Origin of the sequence: Methanosarcina sp. (assembly GCF_035390745.1) — an archaeon.
GTDB lineage: Archaea > Halobacteriota > Methanosarcinia > Methanosarcinales > Methanosarcinaceae > Methanosarcina.
Genome location: NZ_DAOOUJ010000037.1, coordinates 1 through 24,787, shown reverse-complemented (window position 1 = coordinate 24,787; position 24,787 = coordinate 1). Strand labels below are relative to the sequence as shown.

Sequence of the window (24,787 nt, the reverse complement as noted above, 5' to 3'; positions counted from 1 at the left end):
AAATCATTTGGATTGTGACCAGACGTTTATTTAACCTCTCTTTTTGTATAATCCCAGTACCCCTCTTCTTTCAGTTTCCTGATAAGAGTTGATCTTTTAACTTCTGTGATTTCTTCAAGTTGAGTCCATGTATATTTATTTTTATCAGTTACAGGCAGTAATCTGTTTGCTCTTACCTGTTTTATGGATAAGGTTTTCAGTTCCTTGTGTTTAGGCCCAAACGGCAAACCTTTTTCTTTCCTTGCCTCTCGGCCTCTCTTAGTGTTTTCAAGAATTTCTTCTCTTTCCATTTGTGCCAACTCTGCCATCATAGCCATGATTGATTTACCAAAAGGTTGAGATGTATCAATCCCATTCTCAACAAACTTTAGACTTATTCCGAGTTCATCAAGCTCAATCTGAGCTCTTAACATATCATTTCTGTTTCTGCCAAAACGGTTTACCCTGCGACTGTAAACCCTGGTGAACTTTCCTGCCCTGGCATCTTCCAGCATTTTATTGAAGTTAGTCATGAGTTTAGATGACTTGCCTGACACATACTCATCAATATACTCCTCTGTGATATTGTACCCGTCCCTTGCTGCATCTGCCCTGCATATTTCCAGTGCCTCAACAAGCGAAGCGTGTAGGTTATTGATTTTTACATGCTTTGTAGGGCTAACCCTTGCATAAATTGCACACAGCTTATCCAATCTATCCACTCCATATATGCAGTCATTAATTGACAATTAAATGTATATACTATAATATAGGCTTTTAAAGTATATATAACTTCCTGTATGATGTAATAAGGTACGCTGTTCGATTACACAGGAATAATAAAACAAAACATGCTTTTCACTTAAAAGTATATCTTTTAGTGTATAGTAACTAAAAACAGTTCTTAGATTTAGATACTAAAGTGTTTGCTTTATTGTTTAAAGTGAGAACATTTAATAACTTACAAACTAATTATAGAATGTGTTGTGTATAAACCATCTTTGAATGTTCACTCAGCCACGAATGAACACATACCCAAGTTCAGGTTTATACACAACAACCTGATTTAAAGCCCAACAAGCCTTTAAAAAACAACCCTTTGAAGAAATACCCCAGCTCTCCAATTTACTCTCAACCTATAACCTAAGATTAAGCCTGTGTTAAGTTCTGTGGGATTCTTTGAAGCCTATACGTTTATTAGGTAGGGCAAATATCCCTAACCATAAAAAATAGTAAAAATAATCAGTGACGGTAAACGTTACAAACTGGCTCTATTTGGCTTCATTGACTCCTTTTAGAACGCAAGTCGAAAATCTCAGTTTCAAACATGAGCTTTGCTATTAACCTTTACAAACTCTAAAATAAAATCCGTATCGGTAAAGTATGTTAAACAAAGTTCATTTTCGACTCTGAGCCGTGTTTAGAAAGGAGTTGTGAGAATCCTTGTTTTTAACTGTTTCTTAAAAGACTCTTCAGCTATAAGGCAAACAGTCAAACAAGTAATGATTGTTTTAAAAAGCATGAAAAGAAGGTTTCTTTATGCTTGGTTAATAACAAAAAAGAAAAGAGAGGATTTGTTTTCTTCCTTTTGAAATAGGTTTCCTTGATTTCACCAAAGTGTCAGGCATGTTTTCAAAACTGTTAAATAATATCAATACAGTTAACTTATTACAGGTCTTAAGGGGGATTTTGTATAGCAATACGTGATATAGACGGTCTACACGGTCAAATAAAAGAACGTTACCAAATATTTTATCCAAGGTTGAGTATGTGGATAAAGTATGACTCTGTGACAGGTAAAGAAATAAGCAGACAAAAAACAAAGTTTAAAAACGTAAGAGAGAAAAAATAAACGTGTGTTTTAAAAAGAAATAGGAAGGTTTATTTCCTTCCTTTTGTTTTTACAGTTCGGTTTTTAATTGTCTTTCGCTTTGCAGGTTTCTTAAATCTCACAGAAGTGCCAAATAACGTTTCAAAGCTTCCCATCGTATTCTTTCTCGTTCTGTGTGCTTTCTGGAAGGTTCTGACCTGCCTATCTTTTGTTTCACCTGACTTTTTCTTCCTCACAATTGGAGGAATAATGATTTTCTTATCAGATGTCTTAGGTTTATACCCACTTTTACCAGTTGTTGCCGGTTTAGTGGATGTTGGCAGACGTTTATACCCACTACCTGATACAGGTTTATAGCTGTCTGTTTTCTGTGTATATTTAGATGACTTTTTACCTGTGTAACCAGTTGATTTATACTCAGCTTTTCCAGCTTTTTTATAACCACTCCCTACAGGTACAACGTACTTTGAATCCTTTTGTTTTTTATATTCATAATCAAGTTTCTGCAAAGGTACAGAGGCAACTGTTAAAGGTACTATAGCACTATAGTAACTAGATCTCTTTTTACTATATTCATAATCCCTTACTACATCCTTGCTCTGCCTTGCACTTGACGGTTTCTTTTGTTTTGCTGTTCTGGTTTGGGGTTTTAGTCCGGTAAGCTTTGTTCTTTTTGGTAAGAGCTCTGCCGTTGTATCTGACACAAAGCCGCGCATATTGGCTGTATCTGATAAAAGATTCTTTGCTCTAAATCCTGCAGTTTCTTCCGGTAGCTTAAACACCATTCCTTTCCTTAAGTGACCTACTTCCTGTGCTCTTGCCAGCCTATCAGCAGTTGCTAAAGCTTTCTGGAAGTCACTAGGACGTGTTAATATTGTTTTCAATCCCTGGATAGGTGCTTTTGTGCTCAATGGTTTAATAGTCATATGGGTTTCAATTGCTTTTGCAACTCTGAGCTGTGATGCTTTCGGTAAGGCTTGCAATTCTTTGTCTTTTATTCTACCAGTTCTTATGGCTTTAGCCATTGCCGGACCGTGTGCAATAGGTTCTGTTTCACCTGCCTTAGATGTCCCGTATATTCTCATTTCATCGTGTAACCTGGCAGCAACCCGGAATTCTTTAAGGCTATATTTCTTTTGTAATTCAGGCGATGCTTTCCACAGTTTCACAATGTTGGTTTCTACAGGTACTGTGTGGCTTGTACCGTGTTTCCTGTACTGGTTAGGCTTCATTAAAGCAATACCCTGTTCTTCTGCAATCTTTCGATTGGCAAACTCAGACATACCTTTAACGTATTCACCTTTACCAGTTGCAAAGTTCTTCCAGTTGTACTGTAAGTTTTCTAACATCCACAGTTTGTTTTTTACAGCTTCCTGTGTTCCGAACCTTAGTTTCTTGATTCTCACACCAGATGCAGTATAACCAACTGTTTTTGAGGATGTTATTTTAGTGGACATCTCATTACCATAGACCAACAAAACCTCTAATTCAGGTTTTATAAATCCTGCACCTGTTTTAGGGGTAACTGTTGCGACTGGTTGACCAATCCGCTTTGACTTTGCTTCTGCCCTCGTTTGCATGTCTTGAAATGCTTTAGGGTCCAGTTCGCCGGTCTTTGCATAATCACTAATTGCTTTTTTATGCAATTCTGTGAGTTCCGAAGCCACAGTAGGAATGTCTTCAAGCAGTTGAATTTCTTGTTTAAATTTCAATGCTCTGTGCTTATCAATAAAGTGACCCCCAACCTGCTCATAATGCTTTTTTGTAAGGTCTGGTACCATGTAAGAGGTGTGCACAGGTGCAGCGTAGGCATCATCCCCAATCCTTCCAGCTTCTTTATACCTGGTTAAGGTTTGTTCTTGCAATCCTTGAAGTTTCTTTACAGCTCTCCCCCAAGTGAACTGGTTGCCGGTAATTGGGTTAATATGTGTTTTAATACCCATAGGAGAGCCTTGAACTGGCTGGTAAATATAATTAACAGATGTTGCCCTTGTACCTGATATTTTATCGGCTTTTGTGACAGCTTCAATCATTGCGGCCTGGGATCCTACCGGATGATAAGGCTGGTTTTTGATTAAAACTGTCTTATCACGTATAAGCCCTGTAGCTCTACCTGTTGCTTTTAAAGGCACACCCACAGCTTTCTTAGTGGCCGGAATACCAGCTTTCCCTAGCAGAAGCATACCAGAAGCGTCTGATAATGTCTGCAATGCCTCGAAATCTTTGGTACCACCTGGCTTTAGTACCCTGTGACCTGCACCAAGTACCACAAATGGAAATTCTATGGTACTCTGCACAAAATCAATTGCTTGTGGTTTAAGAGATTTTCCCTTTGTTTGAATTCCATAATCTGCAGCTTTTAACAAGCCGGCTGGAACACCTTCAATCATTTGAACTGTGTTCTCTGGAATTGCTAGATATGGATGCTTTGCATCGTCCACAAGCTTTTCAGTGTAATTTTGTAAGGTAGTTAGAGCGTTAACAGGTTTCTGTGACCATGTCAGGGTTTTACCTGATATAGCCTTTTCATGTCCACTATTCCACTGCTCATGCTTCAATGCAGAACGATCTTTCATGTTTTCTACGCTTGAAGTGACTTTGTAGACATCCCCAATGAAAGCTTTTATCTTGTTATTACCTGCAAACTCAGCTATGTTTTTATCTAGTTCTTCGTTTTTGAGCTGTTTTACCGTTTTAAACGGTTGTGTTTTTCCTTTGGTACTTACTGGTTTTGTATTCCAACCAACTGTACCAGCACCAAAAGCGGTTGTTGTCGTTGAATCTGCTTTTCCTGTTAGTATCCCGACAATCTTTTTATTTGAATATCCTGTCTCCTGTTTGTACTTCTGAATATCAGTATCAAAGCGTTTATATTCAGCAACCACAGAAGCCTTTTCATTCTTGGGTGTTGCATTTAGAATAAAGTTTCTTGCTTGCTTTATTTTATTTTTCTGCCAGTCATTTGTGCCGCTTGTGATTGGAAGCGAAGCATAATAGTTCAGCTTATTGACTTTCTCAACAGATGCAGTCGATAAGTAAGACTGTACAGCATTTCCAACACTTGCTTGTAGGCCCGAAGACATTGACAGTTGTTTCCCGGTCTGCTGTCTATATGTGTATGCTTTATTCCGGTAAGTATCAGAAATTACCTTTGTGTCTGTGGGATTGCCTTTCGCATCGGTTTTATATTGAACTCCACGAATCCCGACAATGTGACTGCTGCCCTTACCTAATTGAATCTGTTGGATAGCTTTCCCAGATTTGTCAAGTAGAGGAGTCACAGAAACAGTTTGTTTAGTTGACGCAACATGTTTGTTCCGGTCTTCATAGGCTTTTACATGCTGTGTTGATTGAGAGCGTCCAGTTTTACCGGCTTTAAGCCTTGCCTGGTACTCTTCCATTCTCTTCTTTTTCTGTGCATTGGTTAATTTGGTGTAGTAGGATGTGACTCCCTCAGAACTGGCCTTAATTTCTGTCTGTGCAGCCGCCATCTGTACTTGTGCTTCTTCGTACGATGTCGTTTCACGGTCCGGAGCTTTTTTACCTGTTGTTGCGCTGTACTGTGGAGAATACACAGAAACTTTTTTACCACTTGTGGAAGTCCCATTTCTGCCTTTTATAGTGGCGTGACCTGTAGCCATTGGCTACACCCCCATTTTTAAGCTTTTGATATGCTTACCCTTGCATTTGGAGCACCTGTCTTGACTGCATTAAGTGCTTTGGCCTTATCCCCTGTTTTGCACCCAATCCTCAGCCTGGCATTAAATTTGTATCCACCTGCGACTTTACTTATTGCAGATGTTGCAGCACCTTTGACACCAGATACTTTTCTCTTGTAAGCAATTGCAGCCCTTTTACTTTTAAACGGACCATAGGCAAAGCTGGCAGTTATGATGTAATCCACACTTACTTTCTGTGACTTCCTCTGTGTGCTTTTCGTTTTTGTTACCATTTAATTCACCTTCATACTGTTTGAAAACTCTTCTGCTGCGTTTTTCATGTCTTCTTTATTTATTTTTGGTTTTTTAGCATGTTTACTTTTCTTCGTCATTTGTTTTCTTTTCTCATACTGTTCTCTTGCGTCCCACTCATCATAAACCTCATAATAATTTGGTCGTAATTTTTCATTGATTAGTGTTATCAGGCAGACAACAGGCATAAAAATCATATCAATTAACTTGTCTCGATTCATGATCCCACCATCACAATTTTTCAACAATTATTTTATTTCCTATTAACGTCTGTTTGATCTCAGTGCCTTGCCTGATGCCTAATTTCTTGCAATAAGATTTGTTAAGCGTAGCAAGCAAAGAACCTGAACTGGTCAAAAATACCTTACCCATTAACTCCCTCCATGTTAACTTTCTTTATACATAATTATACGTTGTTATAGTACTTAAAGTAGTATAGAATATGTGTTTTAGATTAAAAAATATTACAATAGACGCTTTTACGTCAAATAAAATCAGATAAAATCAGACTTTAATTCTCTAGTTAATGGTTTATTTCAGTAACGTAGAAGCTGCGTATAACCTACGTAGATTTTAAGTAAGTTATAGGAAGAAAAAGAAGAATCAGTGTCAGTTAACTTTGCTATACGTTTCTAACAGGTTTTAAAGCTTTTAGTCCACACCATGAATACTTAAGCAGTTTTTATAAATATAGATGAAGCCAACCGATGCTTATGAACTGTCTAAAAGAGCAAATACAAGAAACGTAATTGGTAGAGTTGATTTTTAGAATTCTGAGGTTTTGACTTGTTAGGTCAATGGAAAATAGCCAGATTTAAAAAATATAGAAAGATGATTTAATCATCTTTTGAACTTATATACTCGAAATAATCAGATTCTTCAATTTTCTCTAACAACTCGCTGATATGTATTATTACCAACTCACTTTTCACATTTTCATTTGAATAAAAAAAATTAGGTTCTTTCTCAAGAAGACAATCGCCTTTATAATCACAGGCTATTAGGTTATTTTCTACATTATCAAAACCTAACATATCATATGCTTCTGAAAAAGTCGCACTCATAACAACATATTTATCGTACTTTTCTTTGTGTTTCTCAACTTCTTTATCTACATCAGTTTTTTCTTTTTCGGTTTTAGCCCTTACCCTTGCTCTCTCTATATACAATTTTAAAGTCTCAACGTCTTCTGTCTCGCAATTCCATGAACTAATATTCTGAATATTTTCATTGTAAGGTTTTCCGTGTACTTTTATCAGATTTATTAATTCATCAACCGTTACTTCAAACCGTTCAAACCTGTCTGTGTCATCTGTGAGTATTAGAGAATTGTGTGGTAAAGTGCTCAAGACCACACTCTTTGTGTATTCTCTCTGAAAACCGTTAGGTTCCTCAAATAAAGAATATTTAAGTTCAATACTGCCGTTAGCTTCCCGTGTGTTAAGTAACATTATTACCCACTCCTTTTTATTCTAAATTTAAAAAAGAAGGTTTAATCCTTCTTCCAATAGTCTGCAATGGTGACATCACATTGAGAAGGTAATGCTGTCAGGTAAAGGCTTTCTACCCTTTCCATTTCTGCCTTCACAGTTGCTGCCACTTCTTCAGCATCTTCGGCCTTGCACTCAAAGACAAGCTCATCATGCACAGCATTTATCAGTTTTACACCCTTTGGTTCCAACACCAGAAACAGATTTCCCATAGCAGTTTTTAATATGTCTGCTCCCAAACCTTGAACTGGTAAATTCTTTCCCCTGTTTCTGATTGTGTATTCTTCTAACTGTTTATTCTTAGGCATTGCTTTTGTGTTACACTTCCTGCCTGCCAGAGTATCCACAAAGCCAGTTTCAAAACCTCTTTCTCCTGCATCATGCAAGTAGCTGGTAACTTTTGGATACATTCTCTGGAAAGCTTTCTTTAACCTTTCTGCCTCATCTACAGTAACATCAACACCTGCATCCTCTTTAAGCTTCGATTTTAAGGACTCTGCACCCATACCATAGTTTAGTCCAAAGTTTATTGACTTTGCCATAGTACGTTGTGTCTTGGTCACCATTTCTAAAGGCGTGTTAAACATTGTAGCTGCAGTCTGTTTGTGAAGGTCCAGATTCTCTTTATAGGCTTTTATGTACCCGGGATCACCGGAGAGTTGCCCTATAATCCTAAGCTCTTCCTGTGAATAGTCAGCCGCTACTATCTTACATCCTTTAGAGGCTTTATATATTTCTCTCCATTTCTTATCTGCCTTGCTTGGTTGTTGCTGTAGGTTTGGATCTTCACAGGAGAACCGGCCAGACAGAGCACCACACTGATTGAAATTAGCATGTACCCTGCCAGTTACAGGATTTACAAAGGATTCACCTGTCTTACCTGTCCCAAGTATGGGATCTATGAAGCTGCTTAGCAGCTTTTCAGTTGCCCTAAACTGCTCAATTTCTGTGATAAGCGGATCACCTTTGTATTTTAAGAACGCTTTCTTACCTGTGCTTTCCAGATTGTAACCTTTGCTTTGAAGTGCTTTTAACAATTGTGTGGATGATTTAATATTAATTTTATTTTGTATTTCATCCCCCGTGAGTGTTTGCTGTGTTGTTGCTTCCTTAACACAGAATTTTTCAGACAATTTCTTTATTTTATCTTCGTTCTCCTTCCTGACTCTTTCCTCAATCTCTTTTAAAAGATTTAGGTCTATATTCATTCCTGATAGCTCCATCCAGGCTACTGCGGGTATGCACTTCATTTCTATGTCCAATATATTCTCAAGGCCGAGCAGCTTTATCTTTGCCATCTGCTGATTCATTATCTCTGGAAGATACAAGATGTCCTGAACTGCATATTCAACCTGAGCCTGTGACAGTTCCTTACCTTTTGCAAAGGATGTTTGCATTCCTTTGTCAAGATTGATCCCACAGTATTTGAGGACCAAGCTTTTCAATGAAGTAAGCCCTGAAGCTCCGCAGGTTAGTACGTGCTCTGCAACCATCGTATCATAAACATTTTTCAATGTTATGCCTAAATGATGCTTTAGGAACTTACATTCAAACTTTATGTTGTGTCCTACTACAAGGCTTGATTCTAGCCTATCCTTGTACTTTTTAATTCCTTCTATGTCCTGAATCACAAGAGGGTTCTTTGACCCTGTCATGATCTGAAAAGTTACTATCTCAGATCTGTAAGGATCAAGCCCTAAATCTTTTGAGTTGTCGGTTTCAATGTCAACAAAGAAAGTCACCATTTAAGCCACCTCTTCATCAAACAATTTGAAAGCCTCATCGGCTGAAACTACCTTACCAACACCTACTTTGTCAGTGTTTGCTGATACTGGTAACAGTAAATCACTATCAGTAGATTTGTCGATTTCTGACTGACACCAACTGTTACCAACTGTTACCATAGTGTGGTAACAGGTATTTTCGTTATCGGAGGACACTTTTTTGTCCTGATTTACGGTACTGTTACCAAAATCTCGGGTTTTTGAGCCACACAAAGAGAAATTTTCATTTTGTGTGTTTTGACCGGAAGTTGAGTGCCGGTCAAATTCTGAAACACAGAAATTTTGTGTCTCTCTCTTTTCCGAGAAAGTGGTAACAGTATTGTATATTAGTACACCTTTCGAGGATACTGATGTTGATTTAACTGTTACCATTTGCTTGGTAACACTTGGTAACAGATGGTAACAGTTGGAAATAATACGACTCCTGATATCGTTTTCGATGGTAACAGTTGAGGCTGTTGTTGATTGAAGTTGCCGCTTTATATTTTCAGTAAGTTTTTCCACATCCTCTGTGGATTTTATGCTTGTAAATCTTTCAAAGGTGGAAAAATCAACGTTTCCTTTGTAGAAATAAAGCGTTTTCCTTCCGGTCTCGCTTTCTTCCTTATAAAGCTGATCAACTTTGTCAAACATTCCATACGTGTTTCTGTCCCTTCTGCCCTCAAGGATCTGGACCAACCTGGACCTTTTAAATCCTGTGGCGTCCATGAGTTCCTCAATATCCATTCTAGCTGCAGCCGTCTTTAGAGGGTTTTTGTAGTAGCCTACGGCCTTATTTTGTGTAATAAACACATTGAGAACTTTCTGTTCTTGTGCTGTAAGGTTGATGTTGTTCTGTGTAGCAGTCCCTTTGTAAATCTCCACAGCCTGTGTGTAGTCTTCCATATTTGCAAGGAAGCAACCAGAAACACATTCTCTCTGGTAAATTTTATAGAGACACACAGATCTGATTATGTCAATAAACTTTGGCTGGTTGCGTCTGTTCTTTACATGATTCCAGATTATTGCTTCTGCATAAGGAACTCTGATATCATAAGTGAACAAACTTAGTATGTCAAACATGCACTTGCAAACTTCAAGGTCTTCATTATCAGATGTAAGTATGTCAGAGAACTCCCCCTTTCTCTGGAATTCTGCAACCTTTTCATCCTGCTCATGTGTTGAGTCTACATCTGCTTTGAGGAACCTGTTATCAATCTGTTCATCATCAAAGCCGTCAACAGAGGCAAATATCCATGATGTTCTTGGGGATGCCCTAAATTTCTTAGGAGTCCCATTTATCACAGTCCTGTGAAACTCTGGTTTCTGGAAATTTGAAATTGAGTTCTTTACAACTTCTTTAAGGTTGTCTGAGAGGTCCCTATCATCAACAAAGCAGATACTTCCGGCGTTGATATCATCGCCGTAATAAATGTATTTGTCAGACAGTCCACCACGAATAATCATAGATGGTGGAAGTTGATCGAGGAAGGTGTCAACACCTGAAGTTTTACCTTTTCCGCTCTCACCGCTTGGCTTAAAATGCAGTCCCGCGTTCTTTCCTACAATAAACGTGCTGCCGGCACAAGCAATAAGAGTTTGACCGACTACTTCATCTCCTATGTGTCTTCTTTTCCAAGTATCAAGGTTAAACTTGTACGGATCCCCTGTTAGAAGTTCCTGTTCTGCCCTGGATCTCATAATTTCAGGGTAAGTGTTTATCCTTGCAATTGTAAGCTCAATTCTCTTCTTTTCTTTGTGATACTCACAGTTTATGGTGTTCACTCTGTCGTAGATTATTTCGAGATTCTCTGTTTCCAGTTTAAAGACTCTTCCTATATCTTTTATAACTTCGGGCATTTCAAATATGCCTGCTCTGGCGTCTATAATCTCTTTTAACAGAAGACATCTAGGCAGAGTAAAAAGTGCCTCACTGTTTTCTGCAATCCATTTTAAGCAGTTAGGAACACCCGTGATTCCATCTTCTTCAGCTTTTTTAAGTATGGTAGTGAGTTCTTCAGGCACTAGAACAGTGATTTTTTCTTTTTTCTTGCTGTTATTTTTCTGATAGTATTCACTGTGTGAGTCTATGGCTGTTGTGACTGTCCATTCTCTGTAATCTTCCCTTTCCCATTTATCCCTCATGAGTTTAGACTGTCTGAATATTCTATCAATTTGTTCGGGTTTTTGGGTATAGAAAGCGAGTATGTTACAGAATGCCTGATCTGCTGCGCTAGCATCGTTATTATACTCAGAGATGTCTCCTGCAAACAGCTTTTTGAACTTATCTTTGTTCTTAGCACGTCTGCAAATCTTTAATATTTCCTCATCATTCATTTCAGGTGACGTAAGACACTCTACACCTGTGCTTTTTAATGTCTCGTTTCTTTCTTCCGCTTGTGCTTCTTTGCGTGTGGTATCAAGAAGCTCCCACTTTGCACAAAGCACATTCAAAGCTTCCTGGGATTTGTTCACAGTCGAAGAACAGTTTAAAGTCTGTCCGGTAACTGTGAAGAATCTTTTATTATTGTAAACTTCTCTATCTGTTTTATCAGGTAGTTTAAATTTACACTGTTCTCCCTCTTTTTCCCCGAAGATGTAAACATGTACTCCCGTACCGCTTGGGGAAATTTCAGAGTAAGAGTTCAGTGATTTAACTTCCTCAAGTGAATCTGGGGTAAAAACACCGTTCTCTATGATGTGGTCAAAGTCAACTCCTACAATTCCGCTTTCATCGGTAAACACAAACCCTATGCCATCAACTCTTTTACCCTCTTCGACTGCTGAAACAGCTTTATCAAAGGTTGTCCACGTACTCACATTTATGGAAGAGGCATAGATACCGTTTGTTTTACACGGAATCTTTCTCTTTTTAACTGTCCCGTCCTTTTCAGTGGTTTCTTTAAATTTCCAACATACCCACTGATTCAATGCTTTCATCTCTTGGGGAACATTTTCAAAAGTGAACACATCACTCACCCCGGAAAGCTTCAAGCATGAAAACACTGTTTTCCCGTGCTTCAAGGCATTCAATATCACATTTTTCAGAACAGTTGCGACAGTCAAGACTAAACGTTTTTCTTTCATTCTTCGTTAGTCTCTTCGGTTTCACTGCCCTGGCGAAAGTTGTCCAGTTGCTTGGATCACTCTCTGTGATACTACCACCATTATTCAGACAGGAGTTAGAATCACAGATCTGCATATCTGCCGTAATTAAATTGATAATTTCAATTACGAGCGAAGATATACAGTCAGTCGAGTTAGTTTTATATACTTTGCAGTCATTATTATATACAGGATTATCCATCTTTTTCACGCCCTGACATACATTTTGTGTGTTAGTTCAAGGTCTGCAGGATACAAGCTTGGTGAGGCGGCATTCTGCAGACTTTGGTCTGCTCTTAATTCTTTTTCTGTGTCAGTTGACATTCTGACCACCTTTATTCTTTCAAACGCCTGTATGTGTCATTGTCTTCTTCTGGCCCTGATCCAAATATTTTTCTGGCAGGTGTTTCCATCATATGTTTGTCCTCTGCTTCTAAGTCGTCAAACAAGCAAAGTTTTACAGCTTTCTCTGGATTGAATATCTCTTCCAACACCATTGCTGTGTAGGTTGATTTTTTAAGAGTCCCACGATTTCTATCAATTTCTTCGTAGGTCTCTGGCGTGACATAAACCATTAAGGCTATCTTTTCTTTTGTAGCTTTGACTGACATTTTTTATCCCCCAATATCTATGTTTGTTAGTAGTCCATATTTAGTCCTTCCACTAACAAGTATAAGTATGTCTTTCTTTCTATTTAAAGCTTTTGCTAGGATAAAGCCAAAGCTAAGAAAAGGAATTCAAAAAGAGTAGTTTTCAGGTTTCAGTGTTACAATTATAGTATAAGATTCGAACATATATTAATAGACCTGAGTATTGATGAAAAATAGCAGTACTAAAAGAGAAAAAAATTAAGGTTCTTCTGGCTCACTTCAGTCATCAGGAATAAAATTTAAGAGGCTATTAAACCTCTATTTTATCTTGTTTTAACCTTTGTCTGTATGCGTGTTGCCTGCATGCCTTGTCACAGAAAACCGCATCATCCCGATTTGAAAAGAATTCGTTTTTACATACTGGACAAACCTTCTTTTTTAACAGCTTACCATTTTCTTTTTTAATTGTTGCCTCACTCACGAAGATCACCTTTTGGTTTTCTGTTTACCTGCTTTCTTTTGTCTGGCTAATTTCATTACCTCAAGCTGTGACTTTAGGTCCTGTGCTGGTACAGGTTCAGTTTTTGGTATGTCGGCTTTAATTTTAGGTTCATGCACAGTTGTATTAATCTCGGTGTCATTTATTTTAGACACCTTATCCCACATATCACATAATTCAGACAATCTTTTAAAAAGTGCTTCCATTTTCTCGCGCTGTTCGGGTTGCTTTTCAATAATTCTATCCATATCCTCTAAAGTGTATGCGTCCGGGTGATCTTCCATATCGTCGGTTATTTTTTTAATGCCTTGTGACAGGTCTGATATTTCTTTATTTGTTTCCTTAATACATTTCTTAATTGTCCAGATCCATCTCAGTTTATAAATATCGGTATGTTCTTCCCCAAACATTAAGTATTTTTTACCAACTAAATATGCCCGGCTCTTTTTATTCAAAGATTTCCTGTTTAACTGACTGTCTAATCTAAAAATGTAAACATCGTGTTCAGACATAAATTCGTGTTCGATTGATGTGAAATCTATACCATATTGGTTACAGATTTCAACCCTTGCATACCCATCAACTAAAATGCCTTTTCCCTTCCATACTATAACTGGGAACGCGGCGTCAAATCCATCACATAAGATACTGTGTTCCAATCCTCTATATTCGTCATCGGTCATTGGGGGAAGTAAATCCCTTATTTTTTCGTCAATTATCAGTTCCATATATTTTCACACTCCTTATTCTACTTGGGGCAGAATCCCTTAAAACTCCACGACTATATACACACTCTGAGTATATAAGCGTTACGTTTATGTTGGCTATGTGTTATTACTATGTTACACATGTTAGACTAATTGCGATTATCGTGTTTACTTAGATCAAAAACCATTAAGTTTATATACAGTTGCTAGAATGGAATACTATTTTTAAAAAATGAATGAATATCAACCGATGGTGATTTTAAAATATGGACTTAAATCATATTTTTAGCTATCCTGAATTTATATTATCCGTTTTGTAGAAAAAGTATTTTAATATGCCTACAACTGTTCAATAGAATTTTTAATATATTATTCATCTACCAGTCAAGGCATTAAAAAATTGCAAATCGTGACATATATGTAGAGCGTCTACCAACGTTTATTATAAATATATAGTATTTTAAATATAGTACTGCATGTATTTATTTCCAGTTTGGGAAATCAAGGTTCTTCTGATTCTCTCCCATCGTCCGGCAACAACAGCAGCTTTTTCGGGTGTAGTTTGTGCATAATTGGCGCGGCCAGATCAAAACCTTCGGGAGTGTTTTTTAACCTTCTATAGAGCTCCTCAATATCACCTTTAAGCTTTTGTAGTTCGGCACGTTCCACAGATACCCTTACAGCCTCAGCTTCCGCTTTCTCTGCTCTATCAATGGCTGCCTGGTACTCCGGACTGGTTGAGATATCTAAGTCTTTTTGAATAGTTAGGTATGCAGTATATTTTTTATACTTCTCTTTTAGCTTTTTAGGATCTGCAACGATATAGGCAAACTGTGATTCTGGTATTGCATGACCAGATAGAAAATCCACTGTGAAAATATCAGCACCTGCATTTATTAAAGCTGAATAAAAATAGCGTCTTAAATTATGGGATCTAATTAGATTCCAATCTCCGTAAGCAGTGTTCTTCTGTGCCTTGTTAGAAATTTGCTGGAATATTTTCATATAACTATTGTGTGTAACCTGTCTTAGTTCCTCGTTTTTTGTTTCATTATACTTATTTGGAACATGTTCTCTAATAAACAGGTATCCGGTTGCTTCTCCCTTACTATTTCGTGTGATCCTTTGCTTTTTCAAGCTACGCTCTTTTACAACATTGTTTGCTTTTAATTCCCTTTCTCTGTACTGCAAATATGAATTAATAGCTCTGGTTGTTTCTTTTGGTAAAAATGTGATAAAATCAACCTCGGTTTTTGTTCTACGAAGTGGTAAAGTACAGATCTCATCATTTTCATCATAACCAGAAAAATATTCTTCTAATGTAAGGTTACGTACTTCTTCTGCGCTAAGTCCACTTGTGCAACCAACCAGAACCAGACATTTTTCAAGCGGAGAGGACACAGATAAAACGGCTTGTAGATCTTCTTTAGAAGGGACCCTTTTGTTTTTCTCTAAGGATTTTATTTTCTTATCATTTCTTAGTCGCGGCATGTCTATGTAATATTTCATAAAGAATGATTTCACACCTGTCACATGTGACGCCCTGGTTTTGGGTGCAAGTCCCGCATCAATTAAAGATTCATTAAATAAAGTAAACTCTTCAAAAATAGCCCTTTCATCCATCAGCTTACCTGCGCGGATATCTGCTTTAGCCTCGTCAATTAGTTGCGTAGGGGATTTATGCGTATAGTCCGTGTATGCCCTCATTCCCTGCAGGTAAATTCTTTGAGTATTGGGTTTGTTTTTATACTCAGCCATCCACACTTTTATTTTACTGTCCTTTAATAACTCTACTATCTTCATAAAAAATTTCTCCCTGTAAAGGTAATGTATAGCCTAATAGATAAAATCAGTTGGTCCTGTCTGGAAAGAGGGAGAAAAAGGAGAGGATGAACTTCTGGCTTCCTGCTACAGGAAAAGCCTTGAGCTTGCCAGAGACTACAGAATAAAAACAATTGCTTTTCCAGCCATAAGCACAGGAGCATACGGTTTTCCTTCCGAAAGAGCTGCGGAGATTGCAGTTTATCAGATAAAAGAGTTTCTCGAGAAAAATGAGCTGCCTGAAACTGTTTTTCTTGTCTGCTATAATAAAGACAGCTGTAAAAGCTTCAAAAAAGCCCTTGAAGAAAACTTATAACAAATTTATAATTGAAGTATCTTTTCATATACCCCATTAATGTAAACCATTTTTAGAAAAGCAGCTTAAATACAGAGTAAACAAAGAGCAGAGCAAATTTTGAAAGTTTTCTCCCACTCACACTTATGGGAGATTCTTTATATAGTATGTTAGAAAAATAGGTTCTAAATAAAAATTATAATGATAACAAATATGATAGCAAATTCCAGATATCCAGTAATGGCCCGCAAGAAAAACGAAAATAAAATTAAAAAATACAAGTAAAATATAAAAATATAGAATACAGGTTTATCGGCAAACAATTATCAGTATAATATTTATCGGCAGCATAATCGGCATCACATATAAGTAACATTTATCAGTACAGTTTTCAACATATCACTGGCGCGCAGTTTATTGAGATAAAACTCTCGTGAAAAAGATACACACCAAACGGAAAGAAGTAATCGAACTCAAATATAACTCAAATGAGCCTGCAGGATCATATTGCAAAAAAGGGAAAATCGGAGGAATTATTATCGTGCACGACGAAGCCTTTCAGAGAGGCCTTGACCTGGTAAAACACAAAAAATACGAAAAAGCCGTTAACACATTCAATAAAATTCTGGATAAAGACCCGGGACATACAGGGGCCCTTTTTAACAGGGGGCTTGTTCTCCTTGAAACTGAAAAACCCCAGGAAGCCCTCAATTCGTTTAATGAAGTCCTGCAGCTCGAACCCGGGAACTCCGATGCCCTGTACAAAAAAGGAATTTGTCTTGCAGCTCTCGAGAAATTTGAAGAAGCACTTGATGCCTACGAAAGTGCCCTTGAAATATCTCCGGATGACCCTGAAATCTGGTATATGAGAGGGCTTGCGTTTGCCGAAATAAACAGAAATGAAGCTTCCATCCTTTGCTTTGAAAAAGTTCTTGAACTCAAGCCTGAATATACAGCCGCCTGGCGCGCAATGGGGACAGTAGCCGGAAAGACAGAAAGGTACGAAGAAGCTCTGGATAATTTCGGGCGTGCACTTGAAATTAACCCAAAAGATTCGGAAGCCTGCTACGCAAAAGGCCTTATCTTTACAAAGCTTGAAAAATATGAAAATGCTCTCGAATGTTTTGATTCTCTGATAAGGGAAAATCCAAGAAATATAAATGCACTGGAACAGAAATGCCTTGTTCTTGCAAAGTTAGGGAAAAAAGAAGAAGCTCTCGAAGCTCTCGAAGATTTCTTAAAGAAATTCCCTTCAAATGAAGCTGCACTTTATCACAAAGGAATTCTCTTAAGCGAACTTTCAAGATATGAAGAAGCAGAAAAAACCTTTTCAAAAGTACTGAAACTTAACTCCAGACGCAAAGATGCCTGGTTCAGGAAAGGTTTTGCTCTTGTACAGCTTCTCAGGCTTAACGAAGCCATAAAAGCTTTTGAAGAAGCCATTCGGCTTGATCCTGCTTATTTTGAAGCCTGGAACTGCAAGTGTTTCGCACTCATGAAACTTCAGGTCTACGAAGAAGCCCTTGAAGCTTTTGATTCCATGCTTAAAATCTATCCTGACATGAAAGATATATGGTACAACAGGGCGCTTGCTCTTTTGAAGCTGAAGAACTATGAAGAAGCTGCCCGGTCCTTTGCCCGTGTTACTGAGCTTGAGCCTGCAAATACGGACGCGTGGCTCCAGCAGGGGCGGCTCCTTGCAAGTACAGGAAAATACGAAGAAGCCCTCAAAGCCTTTGAAAAACTGCTTGAATACGAGCCTGAGTCTGCCGAAGCCCAGAAACTCAGGGGTACGGTGCTTGCAGGGCTCGGGCGTTTTGAAGAAGCCCTTGAACCCCTTACGAAAAGCCTGGAAAAGGACCCTGAAAATAATAACCTGTGGCTTCAAAAAGGAATCATCTTTCTGGAGATGGAGAAATTTGAGCCTGCCCTTGAAGCTTTTGAAAATGCCGCAAAATTGAAGCCTGATGATGAAATCTGCTGGATGAACAAAGGCTTTGCCCTCTATTCCCTGGAGCGCTATGAAGAAGCTCTGGAAGCATTTAAGGAAGGCCTGCGGCTGAATCCCTATCTGGAGAAGAGCTGGAACAAGAAAGGAATAGTGCTCGGAAAACTTGGAAAAACCGAAGAAGCCCTTGAAGCCTTTGAAGAAGCAATAAAACTCAGACCTGACTTTGAGGATGCATGGAAGAATAAAGGGCTTTTGCTTTTTGCCTCAGAAGAATACGAAAAAGCCGAAGAAGCCTTTGCAGAAGTCCTTAAAGTAAATCCTGAGGACATCGATTCTCTCTACAACCGGGGAATATCCCTGCTAAGGCTTGGAAGAAAAGAAGCTGCACTTGAGTATCTTGAAAAAGTAGTTTCCCTCAGCCCTGATTATCCCGACCTTTCCTACAGCCTGGGAGTGGCATTAATGGAACTTGGGGAATATGAAAAATCCCTGGAAACCTTTGAAAAACTTGCTGAAAAGCACCCGGATGACCTGGAGATCCAGTGCAGGAGAGGAAGGCTTGCAATGGAGCTTGGAAAGCATGAATCTGCCCTGCAGGCATTCGAAAAGATACTGGCTGAAAAACCCGGATCAAGGGAAGCCTGGTACAGGAAAGGGCTTGCCCTCCTGAAGCTGGAAAACTTTGAGGATGCTTTAAAGGCTTTCGATGAAGTGATTGCAAAGGATGAGGATTATGAAGATGCAGGGATACTCAAAGGTTTTGCCCAGATAAAACTTGGAGAATGCGCATCCGCCCTGGAAACCTTTGAAAAAGTACTTGAGAAAAAACCCGACTCCGATACGACCTGGTACTACAAAGGACTGATGCTTTACAGTCTGAAAAGGTATGAAGAAGCGGCAAGGGCATTTGAATCGGCTGCCCGCCTTAATCCGGAACTGCATACAGCCTTTGAATACAGGGCAAAGTGTCTTTTCGAAACCCGGCAGTATGAAACTGCTCTCGAAGCTTTTGAAGCTGTGCTGGAAAAAGACCCGGAAAATCTTTCAGCCCTGAAAAGCAGAGCAATTTGCCTCTTTGAATTGAAGAAGTATAAAGAAGCAGTCGAAGCCCTATCAAATCTGCCCGAACCTGAAGGGGAAAACGTGAAATCACTGCTAGAAGAGGCAAAGTTCAGGTTAGGGATTGAATATTTCAAGCTTGGTCATTATGGAGAAGCTCTTTCCCTTTTTGAAGGAGTAAATGAGAAAGTAAGAGAGAAAGTTGAAGAAACAGGTGAGAAAGCCCAGGACTCTCAAGAATCCAGTTCTGTACTTTACTGGAAAGGGCTTGTGTTTATCCAGCAGGAAGCCTACGAAAAGGCATTTGAAGCATTTTCAAAGCTTACTGAGCAGGACCCGGAGTTTGCAGAAGGCTGGTACTTTACAGGACTTTCCTGTTCAAAACTCAGGAAGCATGAAGAAGCTGCCAGAGCGTTCAAAAAAGCTCTTGAAATTGATCCCGCGTTAAGGGACACATATGACATATGCTATCATCTGGGCAACTCTGACTTTGAACTTGGAAAATTTGAAGACGCTCTGAAGGCTTTTGAAACGGCTCTTAAGAAAGCTCCTGATAAGGAAAAGATTCCAGAACCCATCCATACAGATCTTATATATAAAAAGAGCCTCGCCCTACTGAGGCTTGGAAAATACAGGGAAGCTGCATCGGGTTTTAAAGAGGTTATTGCCAGAGACGCAGCAAATACTGAAGCACTTGCACACCTGAGCACTGCCTGTTTCAAGCAGGGGCATTACGAAGAAGCCCTTGAAATTTTTGAAAAGGTTCTCAGCCATACCCCCGAAAGAAAAACTGTAATCTTCAGGAAGGGTGTTGCCTTAAAATCCCTTGGAAAAACCCGGGAAGCTCTTGATGCCTTTGATCTTGTCATTAAACTCAAGCCTGACTGTACTTATGCCCTTGAACATAGAGGATATACCCTCTTTGAACTTGGCAGGTATGAAGAAGCAGCTAAAGCCTTTGAAGCAGCACTTGAGTACTGCCCGAAGAAGGCAGACATGCAGTACCTGAAAGGGATTGCCTTTTTCAGGCTCGGCAACTTCACCGAAGCCCGGAAAGGATTTGAAAAAGCCCTTGAAATCGGGTGCCAGAAGCCGGATATTCATTATTACACAGGGCTTTCATGCTATGAAACTGGAGACTATGCAGGAGCTGTGAAAGCTTTTGACAAATTCCTTAGCGAAGGAGTACAGGACCCGGAAATCCTGCAAAAAAGAGCTCTTGCACTTTTCGAACTTGGCAGATCGGAAGAAGCCATATCTGCAGTAAATTCCCTGCTTGAGCTTTCCGCAGAAAACTTAAACGGAGAAAGCACAGGAAATGAGCCTGAAAAAAGCCCGGAAAATACTCTGATCTGCCAGGAGCTGCTTAAAAAGTTTGCATCCACTCTGATAGAGCTCGGAAAGCATGAAGAAGCTCTGCTGCCGCTTGAGAAGCTTGCTAAAGAAGGGGCGGCTTCAAAAGAGACCCTTTACGACAGAGGAATAGCACTTCTTGAACTTGGAAGGCAGGAAGAAGCCCTTGAGATATTTTCAGAGCTGACTGAAAATTATCCGGACTTTAAAAAAGCATGGTATGGAAGAGGGCTTGTTCTCTTTTCACAGGAAGATTACGAAGAAGCCCTTGAAGCCTTTGAACAGGCTGTCCAGGAAGAAGAGCCGAAAATAAGTAGCCCTGAACTGGAAGATGCCTGGACCAAAATAGGGCTCGCCCAGCTCAAAACCGAGAAGTATGAAGATGCCTGCGACACATTTGAAAAGGTCCTTGAGAAAAAACCGATGGCTGCTGATGTGTGGTACTTAAGCGGCCTTGTCATGAGAGGGCTTGACCAGAATGAGGAGGCAGTGGAAGCTTTTGACAGGGCCCTGGAACTCAACCCTGCCCTTAAAGTCGCCCGGGAGCAGAAAGGGCTTGCCCTTCTTTCACTTTGCAGGTACGAAGAAGCCAGGGATGCCTTCAGTTCAGCCCTTGTAGAGGACCCCGATAACGCAGATATCCTTTACAGCCGTGCTGTAGCCAGTTTCAGGGCCCTCAAATTTGAAGATGCTGCAAGAGATCTGGAAAAAGTGCTCCTTTTTGCCCCTGGCTTTCCAGATTATACCGAAGTATGCTATATGCTGGGGATTGCCAGTATAGAGCTTCAGGATTATGAAAGAGCCCTGCAGGCGTTTGACATGGTCCTTGAACGCGAGCCTGAACATGAGGAAGCACTCTATAACATGGCTCTTGTGCTCTTCAATCTAGAAGAATATGAAGAGGCTGCCAGAACCTTTGAGATCCTGCTCGAAAAATCCCCTGAAGACCCTGAAAGCCTCAATTATCTGGGCCTCTGCCTTCTGGAACTGGAGGACCCTAAAGAAGCCCTCAAAGCCTTTGAAAAAGCAGCCCTCTTCAACCCGAGAAATGAAGAAGCTCTTTATAATGCAGCCACGACCCTCATAAAATTAAACCGGGTCCAGGAGTCCATTGGATACTTTGACCGCATCCTTGAGCTTTCTCCTGATAATCTCGATGTCATGAATTACAAAGGGGTTGTCTTCTGCATGCTTGACCAGTACAGGGAAGCTCTGAAAGCCTTTGACAGGGTGCTTGAAAAAGACCCGGACAACATAAAAGCAGTCTATAATGTAGGGGTTGTCTGCTTTAAACAGAAACTCTACGAGACCGCAGCCAGGGCATTTAAAGAAGCACTGGCAGTAAACCCTTGGCACGAGCAGTCCCTCAGGTACCTGGGCATCTCCCTTGCAAAAATCGGGGAATATGAAGAAGCCCTCAAAGCCTTCGAAAAACTGCTCAGGATAAACCCCCAGGATGTCCAGTCCATGAATTACAGAGGAGTTATCCTCGGAAAGCTGGAACGGTTCGGGGAAGCAATAAGGGTTTTTGACGAAATCCTGCGCATTTACCCGGATATGGCAGATGCGAGGGAAAAACTTGAGGTATTGAAGTCCCTTGAAAATGACGAAGAGTTATTTTAAGTTAAAATCCAATTTCAGGATTTAATACACCCATATATCCCCAGAAAAGAACCATTAAGAGATATAAAACATAATAGAGTGTTCAAGCTGTTTTATCCGGCAGCCCTCATAAAAAAACAAATTCAGTAATTATTTCGACCCGCACGAAAATGTTTTCATGCGGGTCCTGCAGGTCTGTTCGCTTTCAGGATATGATTATGCATCTCTTCGCAGTAGAAAATAGGCTGAAATTATATTTAATACTTGTCACATGATGGCATGGCACATAGACACACGGTAGTATAAAAATAGAAAGAGGAAGGCAGAACAAAAACAAGTAAATCTTCTTTCAGGTTAAACTTTTCAGCATTTTATCCTGAACATTTATTCCTGAAGATATATGCATTAGAAGAGAAACAATACTATAAATACTACAATATGCCAAATATGTTTTATAAGATTCAAGTTCAGTAGAACGGAATATAAATAAGTTTTAAAGTTGGGGGTTCAAGAAATGTTGCTCATGGACATAATAACCTGGGAGCCTAAAGACTCGCAAAAAGTCGCTGAGTTCTATGCGAATTATGAATACCCGAAGGGCATTAGAGTGATTGAAGAATGGTTTGACCTTACAGGCTACCGCATGTTTTTGATCTACGAAACTGACAACGAGGAAACCTATGCAGCTTCAGTCCTGCCCTGCATGGGGCTGTGCAGGTTTGAAACGATTCCGGTCATGAAAATGGACAAACTAATGCAGCTGTATCAAAAACTCTCTAAAGAAAGTGGAGTAAAAGAAACAGGATCTGGGGAAAGTGAAGGGGCTACTGGAGAACTCCTGAAACAAATTGAAAACATTGAAAAAAGAATCCAGCGCCTGGAACACCATTCTTTTATCCAGCAGGAAGACACAACCTGAATCATAAAAATCGAAAATATTGAACCTGAGCACAAAAAGTTGAAAGCTAAATCTTTCAAACTTATTTTTCGAGAGCGCTTTCAAACTTATCTGCACCCATCCTGTAGATATGCCAGCCGTCAACAGCCCCTGCTCCGAAGTATTCGTAAAATTCTCTTGCAGGGTTCCAGTCAAGAACTGCCCATTCCATTCTCCCGCAGTTCCTTTCTTTTGCAAGCTTAACGCAGTGAAGAAACATTGCTTTTCCTATTCCCCTGCCGCGGAATTCGGGTTTTACAAAAATGTCTTCGATATAGAGCCCCTGTTTTCCTACAAAGGTGGAGAAGTTGTGGAAAAAGACAGTAAAACCTGCAGGCACTCCGTCAAGTTCTGCAAAGAAAACCTCAGCATAACGCTTTTCGCCAAACATTGACTCCTTCAGGGTTTCTTCCGTGGCTGTGACAAGGTGAGAGAGGTTTTCAAACTCAGCAATCCCTTTGACAAATTCGAGAATAAGAGGGACATCTTCTTTTACTGCTGTGCGAATATTCAAACCAGGTTTTTTCTCGGATTCGGGCATTTTTATTCCTTTTAGTTTGTCAGTAAATCTAAATCAAAAACCTTGACAGGTCTATAAAAAGCTGTACATTGTACAGAATTGATTTCAAAAATCAAATCCGCAAGCCCTATTAAATTGGAGATATATTTTAATGTGGGTTCTAGAACTTAACCGCTTCACGCATAACATGATGATAACTATTATCATAACTGCTGAAAAAGCTCTATAGAAGGAGTAGATGAAAAAAATGGTGGGAGAGATAAAAACCGGTAAACCCGCGTGCTGTACGTTAATAACATTCCATTTACGAACTTCAGGAGATTCCTGATGCTCTGTCTGGAAGATTTCAAACCTGTCACGCTTGCTGACAGGGAATTTTTCGAGCGGCATTATGCACTTTACCCGCAAACCCACAGCAGCAACACATTCACAAACATGGTCTGCTGGAACCATTTTACACCTTACAGATATGCATACGTGAAAGGAAATGTGATAATTTCGTGCACCATCGAAGGGGTTACCCGGTTCCACTCTCCAACAGGCCCCCGAAATCCTGAGCTTATGCGTGAACTTATAAGGCTGGCACTGGAAGTAAGCGATGACACTCTCCTCATGATCATCGACCCTGAAACCGCGAACTGGATACATGAGCTCGAGCCAGACCTGGTGCTGCTGCCTGACCGTGATAACTTTGAGTATGTCTACAGGGCTTCAGACCTTGCAGAACTTCCCGGCAAGAAATACCAGAAAATCCGCAGCCAGCTCAACAGGTTCAGGAAGAACTGCATGAGCAGGGTTGAGCCGATCACATCCGAAAACCTGGAAGAGGTTATGGAACTCCTGAGAAAATGGCGCGATTGGAAAGGGTGCGACAAAAATCTGGTTCTTGCCAACGAGGTAGAAGCAGCATTCTATGCGGTTGAGCATTTCAACGAACTTCCCCTGAGGGGCTTTCTGCTCAGAGTTGATTCGGAAGTCGGTGCAATTTCACTATTTGAGCGCCTTAATGCAGACACGGCACTGATCCATTTTGAGAAAGGGCTTCCGGACTGTGAAGGGATTTATAAGGCCATCAATGCAGAAACGGCGGCGGCTCTTGCGGGAGAAGTGGAGTACATCAACCGGGAGAGCGATCTCGGGGTCGGCGGACTCAGAGAGGCAAAGATGCGGTATCACCCCCACCATATGGTTGAAGTATACTCTCTTAAAAGCCCGAATTGCGATTCGGGAGCACGAGGTCTGTTTCGCTTCCCGAATTGCGATTCGGGAGCACGAGGTCTGTTTCGCTTCCCGAGTTTCGATTCGGGAGCACGA

The 24,787-nt window shown here is 39.8% G+C and carries 16 protein-coding genes; 4 read left to right on the top strand and 12 right to left on the bottom strand.

Annotated elements, in window-relative coordinates; translation table 11 throughout:
- Window positions 1–26: 26 nt before the first annotated feature.
- The 11 genes from PLL47_RS09620 to PLL47_RS09570 all read right to left on the bottom strand — a co-directional run bounded on the left by PLL47_RS09620 (window position 27) and on the right by PLL47_RS09570 (window position 15,738).
- Window positions 27–692, bottom strand: a complete 666-nt coding sequence (locus PLL47_RS09620) for a recombinase family protein (RefSeq protein ID WP_324445979.1) — start codon at window positions 690–692, stop codon at window positions 27–29.
- Between the two features lie 1,168 nt (window positions 693–1,860).
- Complete coding sequence (locus tag PLL47_RS09615) at window positions 1,861–5,451, bottom strand: hypothetical protein (protein WP_324445978.1); 3,591 nt, start codon at window positions 5,449–5,451, stop codon at window positions 1,861–1,863.
- 17 nt (window positions 5,452–5,468) lie between these two features.
- The gene (locus PLL47_RS09610; RefSeq protein WP_324445977.1) at window positions 5,469–5,762 is read right to left on the bottom strand and encodes a hypothetical protein; all 294 of its coding nucleotides are present in this window, start codon (window positions 5,760–5,762) and stop codon (window positions 5,469–5,471) included.
- Window positions 5,763–6,002 carry a hypothetical protein gene (locus PLL47_RS09605; RefSeq protein WP_324445976.1) on the bottom strand — a complete coding sequence of 80 codons (240 nt, stop codon included), beginning with the start codon at window positions 6,000–6,002 and terminating at the stop codon, window positions 5,763–5,765.
- 615 nt (window positions 6,003–6,617) lie between these two features.
- Window positions 6,618–7,232, bottom strand: coding sequence for a hypothetical protein (locus tag PLL47_RS09600; RefSeq protein ID WP_324445975.1), 615 nt, complete (start codon window positions 7,230–7,232; stop codon window positions 6,618–6,620).
- Between the two features lie 41 nt (window positions 7,233–7,273).
- A complete protein-coding gene (locus tag PLL47_RS09595) occupies window positions 7,274–9,016 on the bottom strand; it encodes a DNA polymerase (protein ID WP_324445974.1) in 1,743 nt (580 codons plus the stop codon).
- On the bottom strand, window positions 9,017–12,121 hold the full coding sequence (locus PLL47_RS09590; RefSeq protein ID WP_324445973.1) for a phage NrS-1 polymerase family protein: 3,105 nt from the start codon (window positions 12,119–12,121) through the stop codon (window positions 9,017–9,019).
- 353 nt (window positions 12,122–12,474) lie between these two features.
- Window positions 12,475–12,750 (bottom strand): hypothetical protein, encoded by a 276-nt coding sequence (locus tag PLL47_RS09585; protein WP_324445972.1) that lies wholly within the window; start codon window positions 12,748–12,750, stop codon window positions 12,475–12,477.
- 289 nt (window positions 12,751–13,039) lie between these two features.
- Window positions 13,040–13,210: a hypothetical protein gene (locus PLL47_RS09580; protein WP_324445971.1), complete on the bottom strand. Its 171-nt coding sequence runs from the start codon at window positions 13,208–13,210 to the stop codon at window positions 13,040–13,042.
- Window positions 13,211–13,215: 5 nt separating this feature from the next.
- A complete protein-coding gene (locus PLL47_RS09575; protein ID WP_324445970.1) occupies window positions 13,216–13,956 on the bottom strand; it encodes a hypothetical protein in 741 nt (246 codons plus the stop codon).
- Window positions 13,957–14,436: 480 nt separating this feature from the next.
- A complete protein-coding gene (locus tag PLL47_RS09570; RefSeq protein WP_324445969.1) occupies window positions 14,437–15,738 on the bottom strand; it encodes a tyrosine-type recombinase/integrase in 1,302 nt (433 codons plus the stop codon).
- Window positions 15,739–15,778: 40 nt separating this feature from the next.
- Here PLL47_RS09570 and PLL47_RS09565 point away from each other — a divergent pair, with 40 nt between their 5' ends.
- The 3 genes from PLL47_RS09565 (at window position 15,779) to PLL47_RS09555 (ending at window position 22,935) form a co-directional block, all read left to right on the top strand.
- Window positions 15,779–16,072, top strand: a complete 294-nt coding sequence (locus PLL47_RS09565) for a macro domain-containing protein (protein ID WP_324445986.1) — start codon at window positions 15,779–15,781, stop codon at window positions 16,070–16,072.
- A 412-nt stretch (window positions 16,073–16,484) separates the two neighbouring features.
- Window positions 16,485–22,037 (top strand): tetratricopeptide repeat protein, encoded by a 5,553-nt coding sequence (locus PLL47_RS09560; protein ID WP_324445968.1) that lies wholly within the window; start codon window positions 16,485–16,487, stop codon window positions 22,035–22,037.
- A 493-nt stretch (window positions 22,038–22,530) separates the two neighbouring features.
- The gene (locus PLL47_RS09555) at window positions 22,531–22,935 is read left to right on the top strand and encodes a DUF3303 domain-containing protein (RefSeq protein ID WP_324445967.1); all 405 of its coding nucleotides are present in this window, start codon (window positions 22,531–22,533) and stop codon (window positions 22,933–22,935) included.
- A gap of 61 nt (window positions 22,936–22,996) precedes the next feature.
- On the opposite strand, the gene PLL47_RS09550 is transcribed toward PLL47_RS09555, so the two are convergent.
- Complete coding sequence (locus PLL47_RS09550) at window positions 22,997–23,494, bottom strand: GNAT family N-acetyltransferase (RefSeq protein ID WP_324445966.1); 498 nt, start codon at window positions 23,492–23,494, stop codon at window positions 22,997–22,999.
- 306 nt (window positions 23,495–23,800) lie between these two features.
- Between PLL47_RS09550 and PLL47_RS09545 the strand changes: the two genes are divergently transcribed.
- The coding region (locus tag PLL47_RS09545) for a DUF2156 domain-containing protein (RefSeq protein ID WP_324445965.1) at window positions 23,801–24,787 on the top strand (987 nt) is incomplete at its 3' end.